The following is a 17,605-nucleotide window of genomic DNA, read 5'->3' as shown; positions in this document are numbered from 1 at the left end:
CGCGATGGGGAGCGGGCCCACGTTCAGGGTGCTGTGCTGGTTCCGGAAGTTGAGGTACAGGAACTGGCCGCGCGACGTCGTCTCGACCGACTCGGCGTAGCAGTCGAGAATGGTGACCTTTAGCCAGTCACCCTTCTTGATCTTTCCCTGCATCAGTTCTCCTGCTCTCTGTGGCGGTAGACCCACTCGTCGTAGGCGGTCATGGCCTTCTCGGCCGGGTTGGTGGGGTCGCGCCACAACGGCCGGCCCGGGGGAAGGGGTCGCTCGGGTGCGAGACGGAGATCGCGCGGATCATGTCCGTGATCTCCTCGTCGGCGGGCAGCGGCAGGAGTCTCACGCGGTCGTCTCCGCCTCACCGATGGCGAGCTGGTAAAGGGTGTCGCGGTCCAGTCGGGATACGCCTTCGGCGAGGCGGACCAGCCGCTGGACCGCCCTTTCGTGCGCGGTCATGGGCAGGCCGAGCGCGGCGCAGTTGATGCGGTGGATGGCGACCCGGAGCGGGATGTTCGCGGGGCGGCCGCCCTCGACGGTCTGGACCTCGACGAGGTAGCCGGAGTGGCTCCAGTGGAAGATGCCGAGCCCGTTGGTGATGCCGCCCTGCCACACGTCGGGGTAGCGCTGGACGAGCGTCTCCATGTGGGCGACCACCCGGACGGGGTCGGCGTCGAGCGGGATGTACGCCTCACCGAACGGCAGCACACCAATTGCCATGTCGTCGCCCTGTCTGCCGACTGTCTTCGTGCGACAGAACAAGGTCGCAGGCATTCTTGTCGGCGGATCTGCTGATCGAGCCCCGCTCAAGCCGGGCCGCGACTATTGCGGCGTGCCGCATCCCGAGGAACCGCCACCGACCACTACCGCAGCCATCCCGCGGACGGCCGCGGTTACCAAGCTCCGCGATGTCGCGCCTTGAGGAACAAACGGGCTGATTCGGCGATATTCCTGATGGGGAAGCGCCGGTCCTCAACGGGGAGGCCAGGCAATTTTGGAGGGCGGATGCGCATTCATTTCACGCGCGCTGATCTAGCGCGCACGCATATCGCGGACGGGCCGGACGTGATGTGGGAGGTGGTCGGCAGCCTGCAAGCCCTGCAGACCACCTACGGCAAGAAAGCGTTCGGGTCGTGGCGCCGGCAACTACGCCACGACCTGCAGCGAGCAGACCTGGCACGACCGGTACGCCACCGGCTTTTCCCGATCGCGCCCCACGCCGCCTACTACCCCGACCTGCTCACCCCCACAGAGGGCGCGCTCGGCCTGGAGGAGTCCCTCGAAGCGATCCTGAGCACGCCGCGCCACCGATTACGCGAGGAGATCGGCCAGCTCGGCGCCCGGCCCGGCCACGGCGCCTGGCTGGACGACCTGCGCACGGCCCGACCGAGTGCGCTGACCGAACTCAGCGACACCATGCGCGCCTACCACCGGCTCTCGGTAGAGCCGCACTGGCCGGCCATCCGCGCCTGCGTCGACAGCGACATCGCCCGGCGCCGCCAAGCCCTGCGCGAGGGCGGCGTGCACAACCTGCTCGACACCTTCCGCCCGATGATGCGCTGGAACTCCCCGGTCCTGGAGATCCCCGCCCACCCCTCCGACCGGGACATCCACCTGAACGGGCGCGGGCTCCTGCTGATCCCCTCCTACTTCACCCACCTGCATCCGCTCACCATCTTCGACGCCGAACTCCCGCAAGTCATCACCTACCCGGCAGCGCACCACCCCGCCCCGGCCGCCACGCGGCACGATGCCGTCCTGGACCGGCTGCTCGGCGACACCCGGGCCGCGATTCTGCGAGCCGTGGCCGATGGCGGCACGACCGGCGAGCTGGCCCACCGCGTCGGGGTGTCACCGCCCACCATCAGCCACCACACCGCCGTTCTGCGCGACGCGGGTCTGATCGTCAGCCAGCGCACCGCCACCACGACGATGCTGCACACCCTGAGCCCGCTGGGCGCTGCGCTGCTCGCTGGGCACCTGGCAGACTCCAACCTGTCGCGCCGCCAGCTCTCCTGATCGCCGCACGGCCGGTGGAAGCACAACGCGAAAATGGAGCGGGTAACACATCCGTGCAGTGGATTCTCATGCCGTCCCAAGAAGGGCCGCCTCGCGGTCGCAGGTTTGTCGGGTGTCCCCGGCTCCAGCACGGTCACCTCCTGGTTCGCCCGCTCCCACGCCTCCAGGTCCTCCACCGCCGGCCGCCCGCCGGCAGCACAGGCCCAGCCTGTGACGGCCACGACTCTGCCGGTGGCCGCTGAATTCGGCGTCGCGACCAGTCGCGGGTCGCCGCCGATGCGCAGACCAACGCCCACCAGGACGATCCCGATAAAGGGTGCGGGGGCGGCGCCGTGGCCGCCTTGTCGCCGTAGTCGAACCGCTTCCAGCCCTCGCGCCTGCCATCGAAATTCGCGCGAGCCCGGCCGCATCCGAAGCGACACTCTGCGTCACCGTTCCGTAACGATCAGTCCAACACTCCTTTCGACCTCTCCCAGAGTAGAAGGCTTGCCGGGAACAGGGGTGTGCGAAGGGAGAAGATGGTGGCCGACGATCGCTTCCTGCGGCTGAATGGAGCTGCCTGGGGGGCAATCGGCGTAGCCGTCGCAGTCGTCGGGCTGGCCGTGACCTACGCCCTCTCGCTGCCCGCAAACCCGTCTCCCCACCCAACTCCAGCCCCTACACCCGTGCCCACACCCGTGCCCACACCCGTGCCCACACCCGTGCCCACACCCTCTCCGACTCCGCCCTCCACCCCCGCACCGACACCGACACCGACTGCGAGATGGGAGGGTCTGGTGACGCTCCAGGAATACGGCAACATCCACCCCGAGCAAGCCAAGGACTTCGATGCGATTGCTCGCTCAGCGGATGAAGCGGCCGATTTCGCGGCGGGCGATGTGGAGGAGACGACCGGTCAGCGCAGTGTGGGAGACCTGTATGCGGTGGGTGAGGGCGTTCAAATCGCCCTATGGCCGGAGCGGAGGATGCCGACCTACGAGGACTGCAGCCGCCATGTTGGCCCCAACGCGGTATCCGAGCTGTTGAACCTTCACGAGCGCGACATCGTGTGTGCCCAAACGAGCGAGCAACGTATCGTGCGCCTGCAAGTGATCAAGCTGACTGACGACGCGAGCCTTCAGGCAAAAGTGGTCGTCTGGGACCAATAGACCTGGGCGCGTGCAGCTCTCAGGGCTGATTCCGGTTCGCTCGTTCACCCCGACGATCTGGCACGCCTGCCGGTTGGTCATCCCCTGCCGCATCAGAGCAAGGTAGTGCTCCCTCTCCTTCAAGAGCTTCTTGGTTCCCTGCGGCCTTCTTTCCGCTCGGATCTCGAACTCCATCGCACTCCCCAAGCTGGGGTGTTGCGACGACCGCTAGAAGGAGAGGCTGGTGCGGGGGCTTTCGCAAAGGAAGGTCAGGAGCCGACGCCCCAGTAGGTGCAGTGCCAGGAGCCGCGCGTCTTGACGCAGGCGCGGAAGCTCCGGTACCCGCCCGGGTCGTCGATGGCCCACGTCTGGGCGCCGGTGCGGCCGCGGTGGACCGTGCCGTGGCAGGCGTGGTAGGTGCGGCCCTTGGTGTCGGACCAGTCGAGCGAGACCTTGTCGCCCGGGCGCAGGCCGTAGCCCTTGACGAAGTAGATGTCGCGCCCGCCGTAGGCGTTGGCCTTCATGAAGAGCCTGACGTTGTAGCCGCTGACGCGGTCGACCTGCCGGCCGGAGCGCGGGGTATCGATGCGAGGTCCACAAGAGTAGTTGATCGGGCCCACCGCCGCCTCAGCGGGTACGCTTGCCACCGCCAGGCCACCCGCCAGCACTGCGGCCCCCACCAGCACCTTCATCATACCGATCATGGTCCCTCCCCTGATCCGACGTTGATGGTCGAAAGGTAGAGGAGCGCGTGTTGAGGATCCGTTGAGATCGTGCTTGGTCACGGCCGGCCCTGGCCAACTGTCATAGCTGGGCGACCAGGCGTCCGGCAGGGAGGGTGGCGTGGTCGTGATGCCTGCCCGAGCGGGAGCAGCGGCATCGTGGATGATCCAGGCCAAGGGCCATGAACGGGCGAGGCGCTCACCTTATGGGGCTGTGGTCGCCCGCCTCGATCACAAGGACGGGCCGTCGATGTCCTTGACATAGACCGCAAATCCGGCCACCCACAACACAAGGCCTATCGCCAAGCCGGATGGGTTTCCGAGCGAAACCGCGGCCACGATGCCCAGGATGATCAGGATGACCCCCAGGAACTGATTCATGCCTCCACGCTAAGCCCGCGGGACTGATCGCAGGAGTATCGCCACCACCCTGGATGTCCCTCTTCGCCCTCACAGCGAGCTGACCGCGAAGCAATGGAGGGAAGAAAAACGGATATAACAGACATGCTTTGTCGTGCTACACGGCGGGAGCTACGGTAGCGATCATAGCCAGCACCACCCGCCGACGTGCAGATCCACCAGCTCCACTGCTGGCCGCATGCCGGGGCGGCCGGCTGAGCTGGGCGTGCCCGCCGGACATCCAGCACGCGCCGGGCCAGCGGATGGCCGCGCTCCCGCCGGCCCGGCGCACGCTGGTGGGCCGCGCCGGCGCCGACGTGGGCGACCTGCAGTGGCCGCCGCCATCACCGCGCTGCGCTCGTGTGAGAGGCAGGCGCGGGCGGCGGGATCATTCCGCGTGTAGTCCGCAACCAGCGGCACTCAGGGGCCGCCAACGGCACACAGTGGCACACGCCAAACGTGGACGGATTGCCGTTGGCGCAGGTCAGGCGAGAGTAGTCGTTGGTGAGAAGTGACCCCAGCAGGATTCGAACCCGCGGCGGAACACCGCTGCGAGTGGCATCCCTGACCGGCGGGCCGGGGGCTGAGCCTGCTCGGCCCCTGGCCACCTCACCCGAGCAGCCATACCCCCGCCAGCGAGATCGACCCGATGAGCCCGGTGGCGAGGCCCCCGAGCAGCATGACGCGCCCGCCCTTGAGCAGCTTCCGCAGGTCGATCCCCGTGCCGAGCGCGAACAGGGCGGCCGCCATCAGCGCGTTCGTGACCGCCGGCACGTGCTCGGTCACCACCGGCGGCACCAGCCCCGTGCTGCGCACCGCCACCATCGCCAGGAACCCGGCCACGAACAACGGCACGATCGGCGGCCTCGTCCCGCTGCCCGCCCTCGCGGAGGCGGCGGCAGGAGGTTCCGCGGTGAGGACGGCGCCGCGCCCGGCAGGCACGGCCACCGCCGTCCGGGAAGGGCGGCGCAGTGACGTGGTGACGGCGACGATCGGGGCGAGCAGGACGACCCGGCCGAGCTTGACCGTCACCGCCGTCGCGAGAACCCCCGAGGCGGCGCCGATCGCCGCCACCTGGGCGACCTCGTGCACGGCCGCTCCCGTCCACACCCCGAGCTGCTCGGGTGACAGCCCCAGCCAGGACGCCAGCAGCGGCAGCACCACGATGGCCGCGCTGCCGTACAGGACCACCACGCTCAGCGCGCCAGCCGCGTCCTCGTCCGAACTGTCGGCGCTGTCGTGCATGGCCGCGATCGCCGCCGCCCCGCAGATCGACACTCCGGTGGCGACCAGCAGCGACGTACCGGAGGAAAGGCCGAGGCGGCGGCCGGCCATCGGCGTGAGGACGAACGTGAGCCCGGTGGCGGCGGCGACGACCGCGAGCGAGCGCCATCCGAGCGCGAGCACCTGCGGCACCGCGATCTGCAGCCCGAGCAGCACGATCGCCGCGCGCAGCACTCGCCTGGAGACGAACAGGAGCCCGGGACGCAGCGGCGCGCGGATCGCCCCCGCGGTGGCCAGCGCCGCCCCCAAGGCGACCGCGGCGGTGGCGGGGCTGATCCCCGGCACGAACCGGTTGGCGACCAGGGCGGCCGCCGTCGCCAGCGCGCACGCCGCGATGCCCGGCAGACGGGACGTCTTGGAGGGGGCGAGAAGCATGATCCCAGTTTTCGGGGCCTTCGGCAGGGCCGGTACCCGCGCGTTGACTGGGAGGTCATAGCCTGTGGCTATGACCGCATTGCCCGATCTCGACTCGCTCAAGCTCCTGGTGGACGTGGGCGAGCTGGGCAGCCTCGGCCAGGCGGCCAAGCTCGCGGGCATCGCGCAGCCGTCGGCCAGCAAGCGCATCGCCCAGTTGGAACGGCGGCTCGGCCTGCCGTTGCTGGAGCGTACGCCGCGCGGCTCCACGCTCACCGTCGAGGGCAAGATGGTGGCGGGCTGGGCCGCGCAGGTGCTCGCGGCGGCGCAGGAGCTCATGCGGGCCGCCGAAGCCGTCCGCCACGGCGAGGCGGCGCACCTGCGGGTGGCGTCCAGCATGACGGTGGCCGAATATCTGGTGCCGCGCTGGCTCGGGGAGTTCCAGAGCCGTGAGCCCGGGGTCCAGGTCGGCCTGGACGTGCTGAACTCCGCGGACGTGGCGGCGCTGGTGCTGTCGGGGGCCGGGGGCGTGGAGCTGGGGTTCGTGGAGGGGCCGACCGTGCCGGACGGGCTGGCCGACCGGGTGGTGGGCACCGACAGGCTGGTCGTCGTGGTGGCGCCGGGCCACCCGTGGGCGCGCCGCCGCACGGTGCTCCGTGGCGCCGAACTCGCCGCTACCCCGCTGGTCGTACGCGAGCGCGGCTCGGGCACCCGCGAGACCCTGGACGTCGCCTTCACCGGCCTGCACCAGGCCAGCCCGCGCCTGGAGCTCGGGTCGAACTCGGCCGTCAAGGGCGCCGCCCAGGCGGGCGCGGCCCCGGCGGTGCTCAGCGGGTACGCGGTCGAAGCCGAGCTGGCCACCGGCCGCCTCGTCGAGGTGCCGCTGACGGGCCTCAACCTGGTCAGGAGCCTGCGCGCGGTCTGGCGCCGCGGCCGCTCCCTGACGGGCCCCGCCGCGACCCTCCTGGCCATCGCCAGCCGCCCCTGAGGCGCGGCCGGGATTGTTCGCTCAACGGATCGGCATCGTCAGCTCGCCGGTCCGCGCACTCGCCGTGCAAACCAGGGAGAATCTTCAGCGATGAACATTACTCCCGCCCAGTTGCGCGACCTGGCCGGCCGCGCCGACGCACTGCAGGCAGAGGCCCGCGCTTTGTACGCCGGCCTGCCCGCCGACTCACCTGAGCGCGCCCATCTCCAGGCGGCGCACCAAGCCGCCGAATGGCTGCGGAGAGCGGGCGAGGACCTGCTGCGCGCGGCCGGAGACCTGGCCCACTATCGAGCCATGGCCGAGTCGACGTGCGGCTTCCCGTGGGGCGTCTGCCCCGAGCACGGCAACACGATCTCCTCCATGGCCAACGTGTCCACCTGCCGGGTGTGCCGCCGCACCTGGGACTACGACCGGCGCGGGCAGAAGTGCGGCGAGCCGGTGACGTGGAAGGTGACCGACCGGGTCGGCACGGAATCGCTGATGTGCGACGGGCACGTCCTCGGCGCCCGCGCGGCCATGCAGGGGGCCATCTTCATGCGCCTCGACGGAGGGACGTGACCAGGATCGGGGTGGAAGTTATCCCTCATCTCGCCGCAAAAGCGCTGATCAGCGGCCCGCAACAGCCGTAAACAGCCCCCACGTCGGCGGTGGATCCTGCATCCTGAGCATGCATTCGCGATTCCCCCCGCAAGGAGCTGCCGTGACCCGGTATGCCGCCGACCACGCCCGAAACGCGCTCGTCGCCCGCTGGAGCACCGGCATCGGGGATGTCGCCGTCACCGTGGCCGCCCTTCCTCCCTCGCCCGCCGGCCCCTCAGCCGCCCTGCGGCTGGCCGCCCAGCTGACCGAGCTGTCACAGGCCTGCTGGCGCTGCTACACCCACCCGGCAGGCACCTCCGACCAGCACGAACCGGGCGGCCGCGGCTGGTACCGGCAGCGCGAACGCGACGCCTTCGCCACCGTCGTCCCGATCCTGACCCGCTCGGACCGGTTCGGCGACCACCTGCGTTTGTCCGTCTCCACCAAAGTCGGGGAGATCGCGCAGCGCGTCGGCTGCGCCCTGCGCGCCCTCGACAGCCCCGAGCTCACCGCGCAGGTCGTCACCGACATCGCCGCCGAACTGGCGGCCGTCGAGCAGGCCGAATGCGACAACCTGTCCGGACGCGCCCAGCAGGCCGTCACCCTCAGCCGCGAGGACGCCTCGCCCCTCCAGGTCGCCCAGGCCAACGCCTTCCTCAACCGTCAGCCCTTCGGCTCCGAGGAGCTGATCACCCAGATCGACCCCGCCGCGGCCGCCATCGCCGCCGCCCACTGGCTGCACGCGGCGGCCGCCACGACCGGCCGCCACGTTCACCGGAATCCGGTGCAGGTCATGGCCGAGGGCGACCGCCTGCGGCCCCTGGCCGCCGAATGCCTCATCGAGATCGTGCGGGCCATCAGCTTCGGCGCCACACCGCGCCAGACGGTCATGCCGCTCATCCGCCACACCCTGCACGTCGCCGAGGGCCACCTGTGCGGCGTGACCGACGCCAAACGGCGCATCGCCGCCGCCGAACGCCTCCTGGCCAGGGCCCGCAGCCGCCACCCCCACCTCGACGTCGGCCCCGGCGCCGCCTGCCTGCCCATCACCTCGCTCGACCCCGCCCGTCCGGCCCTCGACCTGCTCGACAATCTCATGGCCGGAATCCACGGCTGCTGGCTGCGGTACGCCGGCCATGCGCGTACCCAGAACGCCTTCTCCTGGCACGACCCGAACGGCGACTGGCGGCACGAACGCCACGCCGAACTCTTCCTCACCGAAGTCCGTCAGGAAGCCGCCACCCGCCACCAGCACCTGCTGTAAAAGTCTTCCCCACGGGTAAAGAGAACTCCGTGACCATAAATAAATAAACAAATGCCGCTTATTAGCTCAGTCCGCCCCGATTGCCACAAAAGGAAGCGCGATGGTCGACGGTGAGGGGCGCATCGCCCATGAGCTGGGCGCGGCGCTCGGCCCGGCCGCCGGCCCGGCCGACGTGGGCGCGGCGATCTCGCAGATCGTCGGACGCAGGGTGGCGCACGACGCGCTCCGGCTGGTCGGCCTGAACCCGGCGATCGGCATCGGCCTGGGAGCGTTCAGCTTCTGGCACGAATACCAGCCCGCGCTGATCAGCGCCCTGGTGCTCAACCGATATCTGCACGGCGACCCGTGCCCGCTGCCGGTCCTCGCCCGGCAGAGCGTGCCGGTGTGCGTCGTCGGGGCAGGCTGCGGCGACGGCCGGCGCAACACGCTGATCCGGCGGATCCTGGCCTCCCACGGGGCGGGCAGCGAGCTGCGCCTGCTGATACGGGACCGCCACGGGGTCTGGGGCCTGCTCGGCCTGCTCCGCGCCGAGGGCGGCAGGCCCTTCGACGACAGGGACTTCCGCCGGGTCCAGCAGCTCGCCCCCGCGCTGCAGGCGGCGATGCGCGGATATGTGACGGCCGGTCCGCTGACGCCCACCGTTCCGGCGCTGCCGACGGGGGTCATCACGATCAGCCCCGACCACACGGTCCGGTCGATCTCGCCTCAGGCGCGCGCCTGGGTGCGGCAGATGTGGCCGGCCGCCGGGAGCGGGGTGCCGGACTGGATCGCCAACGCGTTCTGGGTCGGCCTGTCTCTTCACGTACGGGCCCACACACGCGATCCGGGCGCCTGGACGCCGCTGGTCTGCGCGCCGGCGGCGAATTTCGGGCGATGGGTGCTGATCCACGGCCAGCCACTGGACGAGAACGGCGACAGCGACGTGGCCATTCTCATCCAGGCGGCGGGCGGCGAACTGCTGCTGCCGTCATTTTGCGATTGGTACGGCATTACCGCCGGCGAACGCCGCGTCATCGAATACCTGTATTCCGGGGCCTCGGCGAAACAGATCGCCCGAGCGCTGGACCTTTCCGCCTACACCATCAACGACCATTTGAAATCGGTCTACCGCAAGACCCAGGCGCAGAGCCGGGACGAGCTCATCGCGGCGATCGCCGGCTGACCGCCCCACGCGCGTCGCACGGCAGGCCCGGGCCCGTCACGGCCAACCGGCCCCGGGCACCTCCACCCCGACCGCGAGCACCGGAGCCGGGCACGACCGGCTCCCGAGCCACGCAACCGGCACGCGTCGACCTCGGCAGTGGCGGTCGTATGCTCTTGCGAAGGCCAGGCAGTTGATCGAGGCGGGTCCCCGGGACGTCATCGCTCCGGAGGCGGCAGGCGGCGCAGGAGGTACGTGTCCATGATCCAGCCCTTGCGGGCCCGCGCCTCGGCGCGCAGTTCGCGGATGCGGTCGCCGACCTCGGCCACCGGCCCGGAGACCAGGATCTCGTCGGGCGTCCCCAGGTAGGCGCCCCAGTGGATGTGGAAGTCGTCGAGGCCGGCGAACGAGCAGTGGGCGTCCAGCATGACGACCACGTCGTCGGCGGTGGGGCCGTGCTCGGCCAGCCGCCGCCCGGTCGTGAGGTGCACGGGCCGCCCGACCTGGGTGAGGCCGGTGCGGTGGCGGGCGGTGAGCGCGGCCACGCTGCTGATCCCTGGGATGACCTCGTAGTCGAACGTGACGTTCCCGCGCTGGAGGATCTCCTCGACGATGGCCAGCGTGCTGTCGTACACGCCGGGGTCGCCCCACACCAGGAACGCCCCGGTCTGGCCGTCGCCCAGCTCGTCGCGGATGAGCGCCTCGCAGGCGAGCGCGCGGCGCGAGCGCCAGTCCTCGACGGCGGCGGTGTACGCCGGGGTGGTCCGGTCGCGCTCGGGGTCGCGGGCCTCGGCGACCCGGTACGGCCGGCGGCCGTGCTCGGCGATGAGATCCAGCCGGAGCTGGACCAGTTCATGCTTGACCTCGCCCTTGTCCACGATGAGGAACACGTCGGTGGCGGCGATGGCCTTGACCGCCTGCAGGGTGAGATGGTCGGGATCGCCGGCGCCGATACCGATGACGAGTAGCCGCTTCATCCGCAAGAGTCTGCCAGAACGGCAGATATACGATATGCCTCGCAAATCACCCAAGGAGGGACGTGAATCTCGTCGAGCAGGGCGACGCCTTCGCCGCGTTCTGGCAGGAGCGGCACCTGTGCACGCTCTCCACCACGCGCCCCGGCGGCCCGCCGCACGTGGTGCCGGTGGGCGCGACGCTGGACCTGGCCACCGGCATCGCCCGGGTGATCACCTCGGGAACCTCGGTCAAGGCCCGCCTCATCGGCGCCGACGGCGCGCTGGTGGCGCTCTGCCAGGTGGACGGCCGCCGCTGGTCGACGCTGGAGGGGCGCGCGGTGCTGCGTACCGAGCCCGAGCAGGTGGCGGACGCCGAGCAGCGCTACGCCGTCCGCTACAAGCCGCCCCGGCCCAACCCGTCGCGGGTGGTGGTGGAGATCCAGGTGACGCGCGTCCTGGGCAACGTGTGATCACCGTCGTCGGCATCGGCGCGGACGGCTGGGACGGGCTGTCCGCGGACGCGCGGACGGCGCTGGAGGCCGCCGAGGTGCTGATGGGCGGGCGCCGCCAGCTCGACCTCGTGCCCGTCCCGCCGGCCGGACCCGCACGGGCGGCCGAGCGGGTGGCCTGGCCCTCGCCGCTGCTGCCGGCGCTGCCCGGGCTCATGGAGGCGTACGCCGGGCGCGAGGTGTGCGTGCTGGCCAGCGGCGACCCCATGTTCCACGGCATCGGCTCCACGCTGGTGCGGCTGCTGGGCGCGGCGAACGTCCGCGTGGTGCCGCACGTGTCGTCGCTGTCGCTGGCGTGTGCCCGGCTCGGCTGGCCGGTGGAGCAGGTGGACGTGGTCAGCCTCGTGGGCCGCCCCCCGTCCGCGCTGAACGCCGCGATCCTGCCGGGGCGGCGGGTCCTCGTGCTGGGCGCCGGCCGCGACTCCCCGTCCCTGGTGGCCGGCCTGGCGACCGGGCTCGGGTACGGCCCCAGCCCCATGACCGTCCTGTCGGACCTGGGCGCGGGCTCGGAGTCCGTTCTGACGGGAACGGCCGAGACCTGGGCGCCGCGGGAAGCCGGACCGTCCGCGCTCAACGTGATCGCCGTCGAGTGCGTCCCCGGCCCCGGCGCCGAACCCCTCCCCCGCGTGCCCGGCCTGCCCGACGCCGCGTTCGAGCACGACGGGCAGCTCACCAAGCGGGAGGTCCGCGCGGTCAGCCTGTCGCGGCTCGCCCCGCTGCCGGGAGAGCTGCTGTGGGACGTGGGCGCGGGCGCGGGCAGCATCGCCATCGAGTGGATGCGCGGCCACCCGGCCTGCGCCGCCGTGGCGATCGAGAGCAGGGCCGACCGCGCCGCCGCCGTCGCGCGCAACGCCGACCGGCTCGGCGTGCCGTCGCTGCGGGTCGTCGAGGGCAGGGCGCCGGCCGCGCTGGAGGGCCTGCCGGCGCCGGACGCGGTGTTCGTCGGCGGCGGCGCGACCGTGCCCGGGCTGCTGGAGAGCTGCTGGGCGGCGCTGCGGCCCGGCGGCAGACTGGTGGCGAACGCCGTCACCCTGGAGTCCGAATCCGTCATTGCCCAGTGGTACGCCCGGCTCGGCGGCGACCTGGTGCGTATGTCCGTGCAACGGGCCTCACCCGTCGGCTCCTTCACGGGCTGGCGGGCCGCGATGCCGGTGACCGTGTGGTCGGTCACCAGGAAGGACGTGCCGTGACGGTGTACTTCATCGGGGCGGGCCCCGGCGCCGCCGACCTGATCACGCTGCGCGGGCTGCGGCGGCTGCAGTCGGCGCCGGTGTGCCTGTACGCGGGCTCGCTCGTGCCCCGCGAGCTCCTGGACGCCTGCCCCGTGGGCACCAGGCTCGTCGACACCGCGAACCTGACCCTCGACGAGATCGTGGTGGAGCTGCTCGCCGCCCACCGCGCGGACCTCGACGTGGCGCGGCTGCACTCGGGCGACCCGTCGGTGTTCAGCGCGGTGGCCGAGCAGATGCGCAGGCTGGACGAGCTCGGCGTGCCGTACGAGGTGGTCCCCGGGGTGCCGGCGTTCGCGGCGGCGGCGGCCTCGCTGGGCAGGGAGCTGACCGTGCCCGGCGTCGGCCAGACCGTCATCCTGACCCGTACCTCGGCGCGCGCCACGCCGATGCCCGAAGGGGAGGACCTGAAGACCCTGGGCGCGAGCGGCGCCACGATGGTGCTGCACCTGGCCGTGCAGCGGATCGACGCGGTGGTGGCCGAGCTGCTGCCCTCCTACGGGCCGGACTGCCCGGTGGCGGTGGTGGCGTGGGCCAGCAGGCCCGACGAGGTGATCCTGCGTGGCACGCTGGCGGACATCGCCGGGCAGGTCCACGAGGCCGGGATCCGGCGTACGGCGGTGATCGTCGTCGGCCCGGTGCTGTCGGCCACGCAGTTCCCCGACAGCCACCTCTACAGCGCGGATCGGGCGCGGCCGTGCGACGCGTCCTGATCCTGGGCGGCACGGCCGAGGCGCGGGCGCTGGCCGCCGAGCTGGCCGGCCGCGGCGTTCACGTGGTGTCGTCGCTGGCCGGGCGCGTGAGCAACCCGCGCCTGCCGGTCGGGGAGGTGCGGGAGGGCGGGTTCGGCGGGCCGGACGGGCTGGCCGCCTGGCTGGCGGCCGAGCGGATCGACGCCCTGGTGGACGCCACGCACCCGTTCGCCGCGCGGATGACGGCCTCGGCGGCCGAGGCGTCGGCGCGGACGGGCGTGCCGTTGCTGGTCCTGCGCCGTCCGGGCTGGCGAGAGGGGCCGGGTGACGCCTGGCGGCGCGTGGCCTCCCTGCCCGAGGCCGCCGCGCGGCTGCGCGGACCGACACGGGCGACCCTTCCCGAGACCGTCGCACGGCCGGGCGGGGGCCCGGCGCGGGTGTTCCTGACCACCGGCCGCCGGAGCCTGCCGGTCTTCACCGGCCTGGCCGGGGTGTGGCTGCTGGCCAGGTCGGTCGATCCCCCCGAGCCGCCGGTCCCGGACAACGTGCACGTCCTGCTGGATCGCGGGCCGTACACGGTCGAGGGCGAGCGTGCCCTCATCCGCGAGCACCGCCTGGACGTGCTGGTCACCAAGGACAGCGGCGGGCCGATGACCACCGCCAAGCTGGTCGCGGCCCGCGAGCTCGGCCTGCCGGTGATCATGGTGGACCGGCCGCCGCTGCCCGCCGGCGTCCGGCTGGTGGAGACCGCCGCGGAGGCGGCCGCCTGGGCCGAGGGGTAATCGCGGCCCAGGGGTGGCGGCGGGTCAGGGGTAGCGGCGCGGGGTGTAGACGCCGCGATCGGTGACCTGGGTCGTCGAGGAGCCGACGATCAGCAGGCAGCGCATGTTCACCTGCGCGGGGTCGAGTTCGCCGAGCGTGGTGACGGTGACGCTCTCGCGCTCGCCGCCGACGTCGCGGCCGATCACCACCGGGGTGGCGGCGTCGCGGTGCTCCAGCAGCAGGTCACGGGCGGCGGCGACCTGCCACGTACGGCTGCGCGAGGCCGGGTTGTAGATCGCCAGCACCAGGTCCGCCCTGGCGGCGGCGGTCAGCCGGTCGGCGACCACCTCCCATGGCTTGAGCAGGTCCGACAGCGACAGCACGCAGTAGTCGTGGCCCAGCGGCGCGCCGACCCGGCTGGCCACGGCCTGGGCGGCGGTCAGCCCGGGGACGATCCGCACCGGTACGTCCGGGAAGTCGGCCGCGGCCTCCAGCACGGCGCTGGCCATGGCGAACACGCCCGGATCGCCGGAGGACACCACGGCCACCCGCGCGCCGTCGCGGGCCAGCTCCAGCGCGTGCCGGGCGCGCTCGGCCTCCACCCGGTTGTCGGTCCGGTGGCGGCGCTGGCGCGGGTTCGGGGCGACCCGGTCCACGTACGGGCCGTACCCGACGAGGTCGGTGGCCGCCGCCAGCGCCTCCTGGGCCTCGGGCGTGAGCCATGGCCGCCCGGCGGGTCCGAGCCCCACCACGACCACCTCGCCGTGGCCTTCGGCCGCGGGCGGTTCGGGGACGAAGGTCCGCTCGGCGGGGCTGGCGAGCAGGGCCAGCGAGAAGTACGGCACCCCGTCGGCATCCACGTCCTTGAGCGGCGCGACCCGTTCGGCGCCCATGGTGGCGCGCTCGACGTACCAGGCGTCGTCCAGCCGCCCGGCCTCGGCCAGCGCGTCGCGGACCTTCTCGAACGTCCGGCCCAGCTTGAGCACCGCCGCCGAGTCGGTGCCGCGCAGCCGGTCCGCCAGCACGTCGGCGGGCAGCGTGCCGGGCAGCACCGTCAGCACCTCGTCGCGCTCCACCAGCGGCCGGCCCAGCACGGCAGAGGCGGCGCTGACGGAGGTGACGCCGGGCACCACCTCGGTCGGGTAGCGGTGGGCGAGCCGCTTGTGCATGTGCATGTACGAGCCGTAGAACAGCGGGTCGCCCTCGGACAGCACGACCACGGTCCGGCCCGCGTCCAGGTGGGCGGCCAGCCGCTCGGCGCAGTCGGCGTAGAAGTCGTCGAGCGCGCCCTGGTAGCCGCCGGGGTGGTCGGTGGTCTCCGTGGTCAGCGGGTAGAGCAGCAGCTCCTCGATCTGCCCTTCCCCCATGTACGGCAGCGCGATCGAGCGGGCGATGCTGCGGCCGTGCCGGGCGGCGTGGTAGGCGATCACGTCGGCCTCGCCGATCAGCCGCGCCGTCTTGACCGTGACCAGCTCGGGATCCCCGGGACCGAGCCCCACCCCGTACAGTCGTCCCGTCATCGCCGTCACTCCGTCTCGTTCGCGAGGGCGTTGACCGCCGCCGCCGTCATGGCACTGCCGCCGCGGCGGCCGTGCACCACCAGATATTCGAGGTCGCTGTCCGCCAGCGCCCGCTTGGACTCGGCCGCGCCGATGAACCCCACCGGGATGCCGAGCACGGCGGCGGGCCTGCCCGCGCCCTCGGCGACCAGTTCGAGCAGCCGGAACAGGGCGGTCGGCGCGTTGCCGATCGCCACCACCGCGCCGTCGAGGCGGTCGCGCCACAGCTCCAGGGCGGCGGCGCTGCGCGTGGTGCCGAGCCGTTCGGCCAGCTCCGGCACGCCGGGATCGCCCAGCGTGCACACCACGGCGTTGTCCGCGGGCAGCCGGCGCCTGGTCACGCCGGAGGCGACCATCTGCGCGTCGCACAGCACGGGCGCGCCCCGGCGCAGCGCCTCGCGGGCCCGGACGACCACGGAGGGCGACCAGTCCAGGTCGGCCACGAGGTCGGTCATGCCGCAGGCGTGGATCATCCGCACCGCCACCTGCGCGACCTCGGGCGGCATCCCGGTGAGGTCGGTCTCGGCACGGATGGTCGCGAACGAGCGCCGGTAGATCTCGGCCCCGTCGCGGATGTAGTCGCTCACTGCTGCCTTTCCTGGTATCCGTCGCCGGTGGCGACCATCTGGACGACCCGGCCGCGCGGCAACCCGCAGCGCCGCTCGCAACCGGCCCAATGCACGGGCGTCGCCGGAGGGCCGTCCAGCGTCGCCACCCAGCGCCGCGCGTCCTCCTGGACGTCGGCGAGGGACTTTGCGCAGCCCGGACGGCCGGTGCAGGCGCTCACTCCGGCCCACGGCGAGGCCGGGTCGGTCACCAGCCCGGCCGCCGCCAGCACCCGCGCCGCCTGGTCGGCCGCGGCGGGCGACAGGTCGAGCAGCACGACGGTCCGCCACGGCGTGAACCGGACGGGCACGCCGGTGGTGTGCTCCGAATCGTTCGCCTCGGCCGCTGCGGCGACGGCGAGCGCCTGGGCGGCGGACAGCCGTCCGAGCGGCACCACGACCTCCAGCGCCACCCGCCCGTCCCGCTGCCCTACACGCCCCGCGCGGGCGGAGGTGCCGGTGGCATGCGCGCAGGTGCCGGTGGTGTCGAGGCGGGTGGCGCGACGGGCGGGGGTGTCCGTGGCGTGGAGGCGGGTGGCGATGCGGGCCGGGCCGTTCTCCAGTTCCGCGATCCGCCACGCGCCCCCGTCCGCCGCGGCGCTCTCCCGTTCGTCGAGGAACGCCTCTGCGGCGGCGACCATGCGGCCGGCGGCGGCGTCCGCCCTCACGGCGAGCCCGGCGTCCACGCCCGCCAGCAGCAGCCGCCCGTCAATGAACGTGACGTCGGCCCCGAGCGCGAGCATGTCGCCGCCGCCGTCGTCCACCGCGAACAGGAACCGTCCCGGCAGCCCGGCCAGGCGCGGCCGCCCGCACAACGCCCGGTCCAGCGCCTCCACCAGGGGCTGCGGGTCCAGCAGGCCCGTGCGGCCGCCCAGCGGCGAGGCCACGATGTTGCGCACGCGCTCGTGCGCCGCCGACGGCAGCAGGCCGGCGGCGGCGATCCGCTCGGCGAAGGCGGCGGGCGAACGCAGGCCGCGCACCTGGACGTTCGCCCGGGAGGTCAGCTCGATCACGCCCGAGCCGAGGTCGGCCGCGCAGGCGGCCAGCTCGCGGAGCCGGACGGGCGAGATCGCGCCGCCGGGCAGGCGGACCCGGGCCATCGGGCCGTCGGCGGCCTCGTGCACCTGTAGCGCCCCCGGACAGGCGTCGGGACGCAAACGTCCGGAAAAGTCGGCTATGGACACGATGAGGATGGTAACGCCACTTCTGGCGGAGGTCGCCCGTGTCGTAGGCTCCTCCTAGGCGATGGCTAGGGAGGAAGCCGGTGTGAATCCGGCGCGGTCCCGCCACTGTGACCGGGGAGCGAACCCCACCGCAGGCCACTGCCCGGCGACGGGTGGGAAGGCCGGGGTGAGCGCTGATCCGGGAGTCAGGAGACTCCAGCCGTCGCGACACCCACGACCGGGGCGAGGACCCCGAGGGAGG

At 72.6% G+C, this 17,605-nt stretch carries 18 protein-coding genes and 1 riboswitch; of the genes, 10 read left to right on the top strand and 8 right to left on the bottom strand.

Annotated elements, in window-relative coordinates:
- Positions 1–333: 333 nt before the first annotated feature.
- Positions 334–711, bottom strand: a complete 378-nt coding sequence (locus ACIBQ1_RS52545; protein WP_397289941.1) for a hypothetical protein — start codon at positions 709–711, stop codon at positions 334–336.
- Positions 712–996: 285 nt separating this feature from the next.
- Here ACIBQ1_RS52545 and ACIBQ1_RS52540 point away from each other — a divergent pair, with 285 nt between their 5' ends.
- The gene (locus tag ACIBQ1_RS52540; RefSeq protein WP_397289939.1) at positions 997–2,010 is read left to right on the top strand and encodes an ArsR/SmtB family transcription factor; all 1,014 of its coding nucleotides are present in this window, start codon (positions 997–999) and stop codon (positions 2,008–2,010) included.
- A gap of 776 nt (positions 2,011–2,786) precedes the next feature.
- Positions 2,787–3,158, top strand: a complete 372-nt coding sequence (locus ACIBQ1_RS52535) for a hypothetical protein (RefSeq protein WP_397289937.1) — start codon at positions 2,787–2,789, stop codon at positions 3,156–3,158.
- 248 nt (positions 3,159–3,406) lie between these two features.
- Here the strand turns inward: ACIBQ1_RS52535 and ACIBQ1_RS52530 are convergent, their stop codons facing one another.
- From ACIBQ1_RS52530 to ACIBQ1_RS52520, 3 genes are all read right to left on the bottom strand, one after another.
- Positions 3,407–3,841, bottom strand: coding sequence for a hypothetical protein (locus ACIBQ1_RS52530; protein ID WP_397289936.1), 435 nt, complete (start codon positions 3,839–3,841; stop codon positions 3,407–3,409).
- Positions 3,842–4,090: 249 nt separating this feature from the next.
- A complete protein-coding gene (locus ACIBQ1_RS52525; protein ID WP_397289934.1) occupies positions 4,091–4,240 on the bottom strand; it encodes a hypothetical protein in 150 nt (49 codons plus the stop codon).
- A 627-nt stretch (positions 4,241–4,867) separates the two neighbouring features.
- Positions 4,868–5,917 carry a YeiH family protein gene (locus ACIBQ1_RS52520; RefSeq protein WP_397289932.1) on the bottom strand — a complete coding sequence of 350 codons (1,050 nt, stop codon included), beginning with the start codon at positions 5,915–5,917 and terminating at the stop codon, positions 4,868–4,870.
- A gap of 70 nt (positions 5,918–5,987) precedes the next feature.
- Here ACIBQ1_RS52520 and ACIBQ1_RS52515 point away from each other — a divergent pair, with 70 nt between their 5' ends.
- The 4 genes from ACIBQ1_RS52515 (at position 5,988) to ACIBQ1_RS52500 (ending at position 9,889) form a co-directional block, all read left to right on the top strand.
- Positions 5,988–6,884, top strand: a complete 897-nt coding sequence (locus tag ACIBQ1_RS52515) for a LysR family transcriptional regulator (protein ID WP_397289930.1) — start codon at positions 5,988–5,990, stop codon at positions 6,882–6,884.
- Positions 6,885–6,974: 90 nt separating this feature from the next.
- Entirely contained in the window at positions 6,975–7,442 is a 468-nt protein-coding gene (locus tag ACIBQ1_RS52510; protein ID WP_397289928.1) for a hypothetical protein, read from the top strand.
- A 142-nt stretch (positions 7,443–7,584) separates the two neighbouring features.
- A complete protein-coding gene (locus ACIBQ1_RS52505; protein WP_397289926.1) occupies positions 7,585–8,727 on the top strand; it encodes a hypothetical protein in 1,143 nt (380 codons plus the stop codon).
- A gap of 100 nt (positions 8,728–8,827) precedes the next feature.
- Complete coding sequence (locus ACIBQ1_RS52500; RefSeq protein WP_397289924.1) at positions 8,828–9,889, top strand: helix-turn-helix transcriptional regulator; 1,062 nt, start codon at positions 8,828–8,830, stop codon at positions 9,887–9,889.
- 197 nt (positions 9,890–10,086) lie between these two features.
- Here ACIBQ1_RS52500 and cobF read toward each other — a convergent pair whose 3' ends face one another.
- Positions 10,087–10,845 (bottom strand): precorrin-6A synthase (deacetylating), encoded by a 759-nt coding sequence (gene cobF / locus ACIBQ1_RS52495; protein WP_397289922.1) that lies wholly within the window; start codon positions 10,843–10,845, stop codon positions 10,087–10,089.
- A gap of 62 nt (positions 10,846–10,907) precedes the next feature.
- Between cobF and ACIBQ1_RS52490 the strand changes: the two genes are divergently transcribed.
- From ACIBQ1_RS52490 to ACIBQ1_RS52475, 4 genes are read left to right on the top strand one after another with little or no spacing between them, the layout of a single operon-like run.
- A complete protein-coding gene (locus ACIBQ1_RS52490) occupies positions 10,908–11,294 on the top strand; it encodes a pyridoxamine 5'-phosphate oxidase family protein (RefSeq protein WP_397289920.1) in 387 nt (128 codons plus the stop codon).
- Complete coding sequence (gene cbiE / locus ACIBQ1_RS52485; protein WP_397289918.1) at positions 11,291–12,523, top strand: precorrin-6y C5,15-methyltransferase (decarboxylating) subunit CbiE; 1,233 nt, start codon at positions 11,291–11,293, stop codon at positions 12,521–12,523. Before ACIBQ1_RS52490 ends, cbiE begins: the two co-directional genes overlap by 4 nt.
- A complete protein-coding gene (gene cobM, locus ACIBQ1_RS52480) occupies positions 12,520–13,275 on the top strand; it encodes a precorrin-4 C(11)-methyltransferase (RefSeq protein ID WP_397289916.1) in 756 nt (251 codons plus the stop codon). The genes cbiE and cobM overlap by 4 nt, the downstream gene beginning before the upstream one ends.
- Complete coding sequence (locus ACIBQ1_RS52475) at positions 13,260–14,036, top strand: cobalt-precorrin-6A reductase (RefSeq protein ID WP_397289914.1); 777 nt, start codon at positions 13,260–13,262, stop codon at positions 14,034–14,036. Before cobM ends, ACIBQ1_RS52475 begins: the two co-directional genes overlap by 16 nt.
- 24 nt (positions 14,037–14,060) lie before the next feature.
- On the opposite strand, the gene cobJ is transcribed toward ACIBQ1_RS52475, so the two are convergent.
- Genes cobJ through cobG form a run of 3 tightly spaced genes read right to left on the bottom strand, consistent with a single transcriptional unit; the run spans position 14,061 to position 17,364 of the window.
- Positions 14,061–15,536 (bottom strand): precorrin-3B C(17)-methyltransferase, encoded by a 1,476-nt coding sequence (gene cobJ, locus ACIBQ1_RS52470; protein ID WP_397289911.1) that lies wholly within the window; start codon positions 15,534–15,536, stop codon positions 14,061–14,063.
- Between the two features lie 5 nt (positions 15,537–15,541).
- Entirely contained in the window at positions 15,542–16,162 is a 621-nt protein-coding gene (locus ACIBQ1_RS52465; RefSeq protein WP_397289909.1) for a precorrin-8X methylmutase, read from the bottom strand.
- Positions 16,159–17,364, bottom strand: coding sequence for a precorrin-3B synthase (gene cobG, locus ACIBQ1_RS52460; RefSeq protein WP_397289907.1), 1,206 nt, complete (start codon positions 17,362–17,364; stop codon positions 16,159–16,161). Before cobG ends, ACIBQ1_RS52465 begins: the two co-directional genes overlap by 4 nt.
- 49 nt (positions 17,365–17,413) lie before the next feature.
- A riboswitch (cobalamin riboswitch) is annotated at positions 17,414–17,560 on the top strand.
- Positions 17,561–17,605 lie beyond the last annotated feature (45 nt).

The organism is Nonomuraea sp. NPDC050153, from assembly GCF_044460125.1.
In the GTDB taxonomy this organism is placed as follows: domain Bacteria; phylum Actinomycetota; class Actinomycetes; order Streptosporangiales; family Streptosporangiaceae; genus Nonomuraea.
Note: the sequence above shows the minus strand (reverse complement) of the source record. Positions and strands in the feature narration are given on the sequence as shown.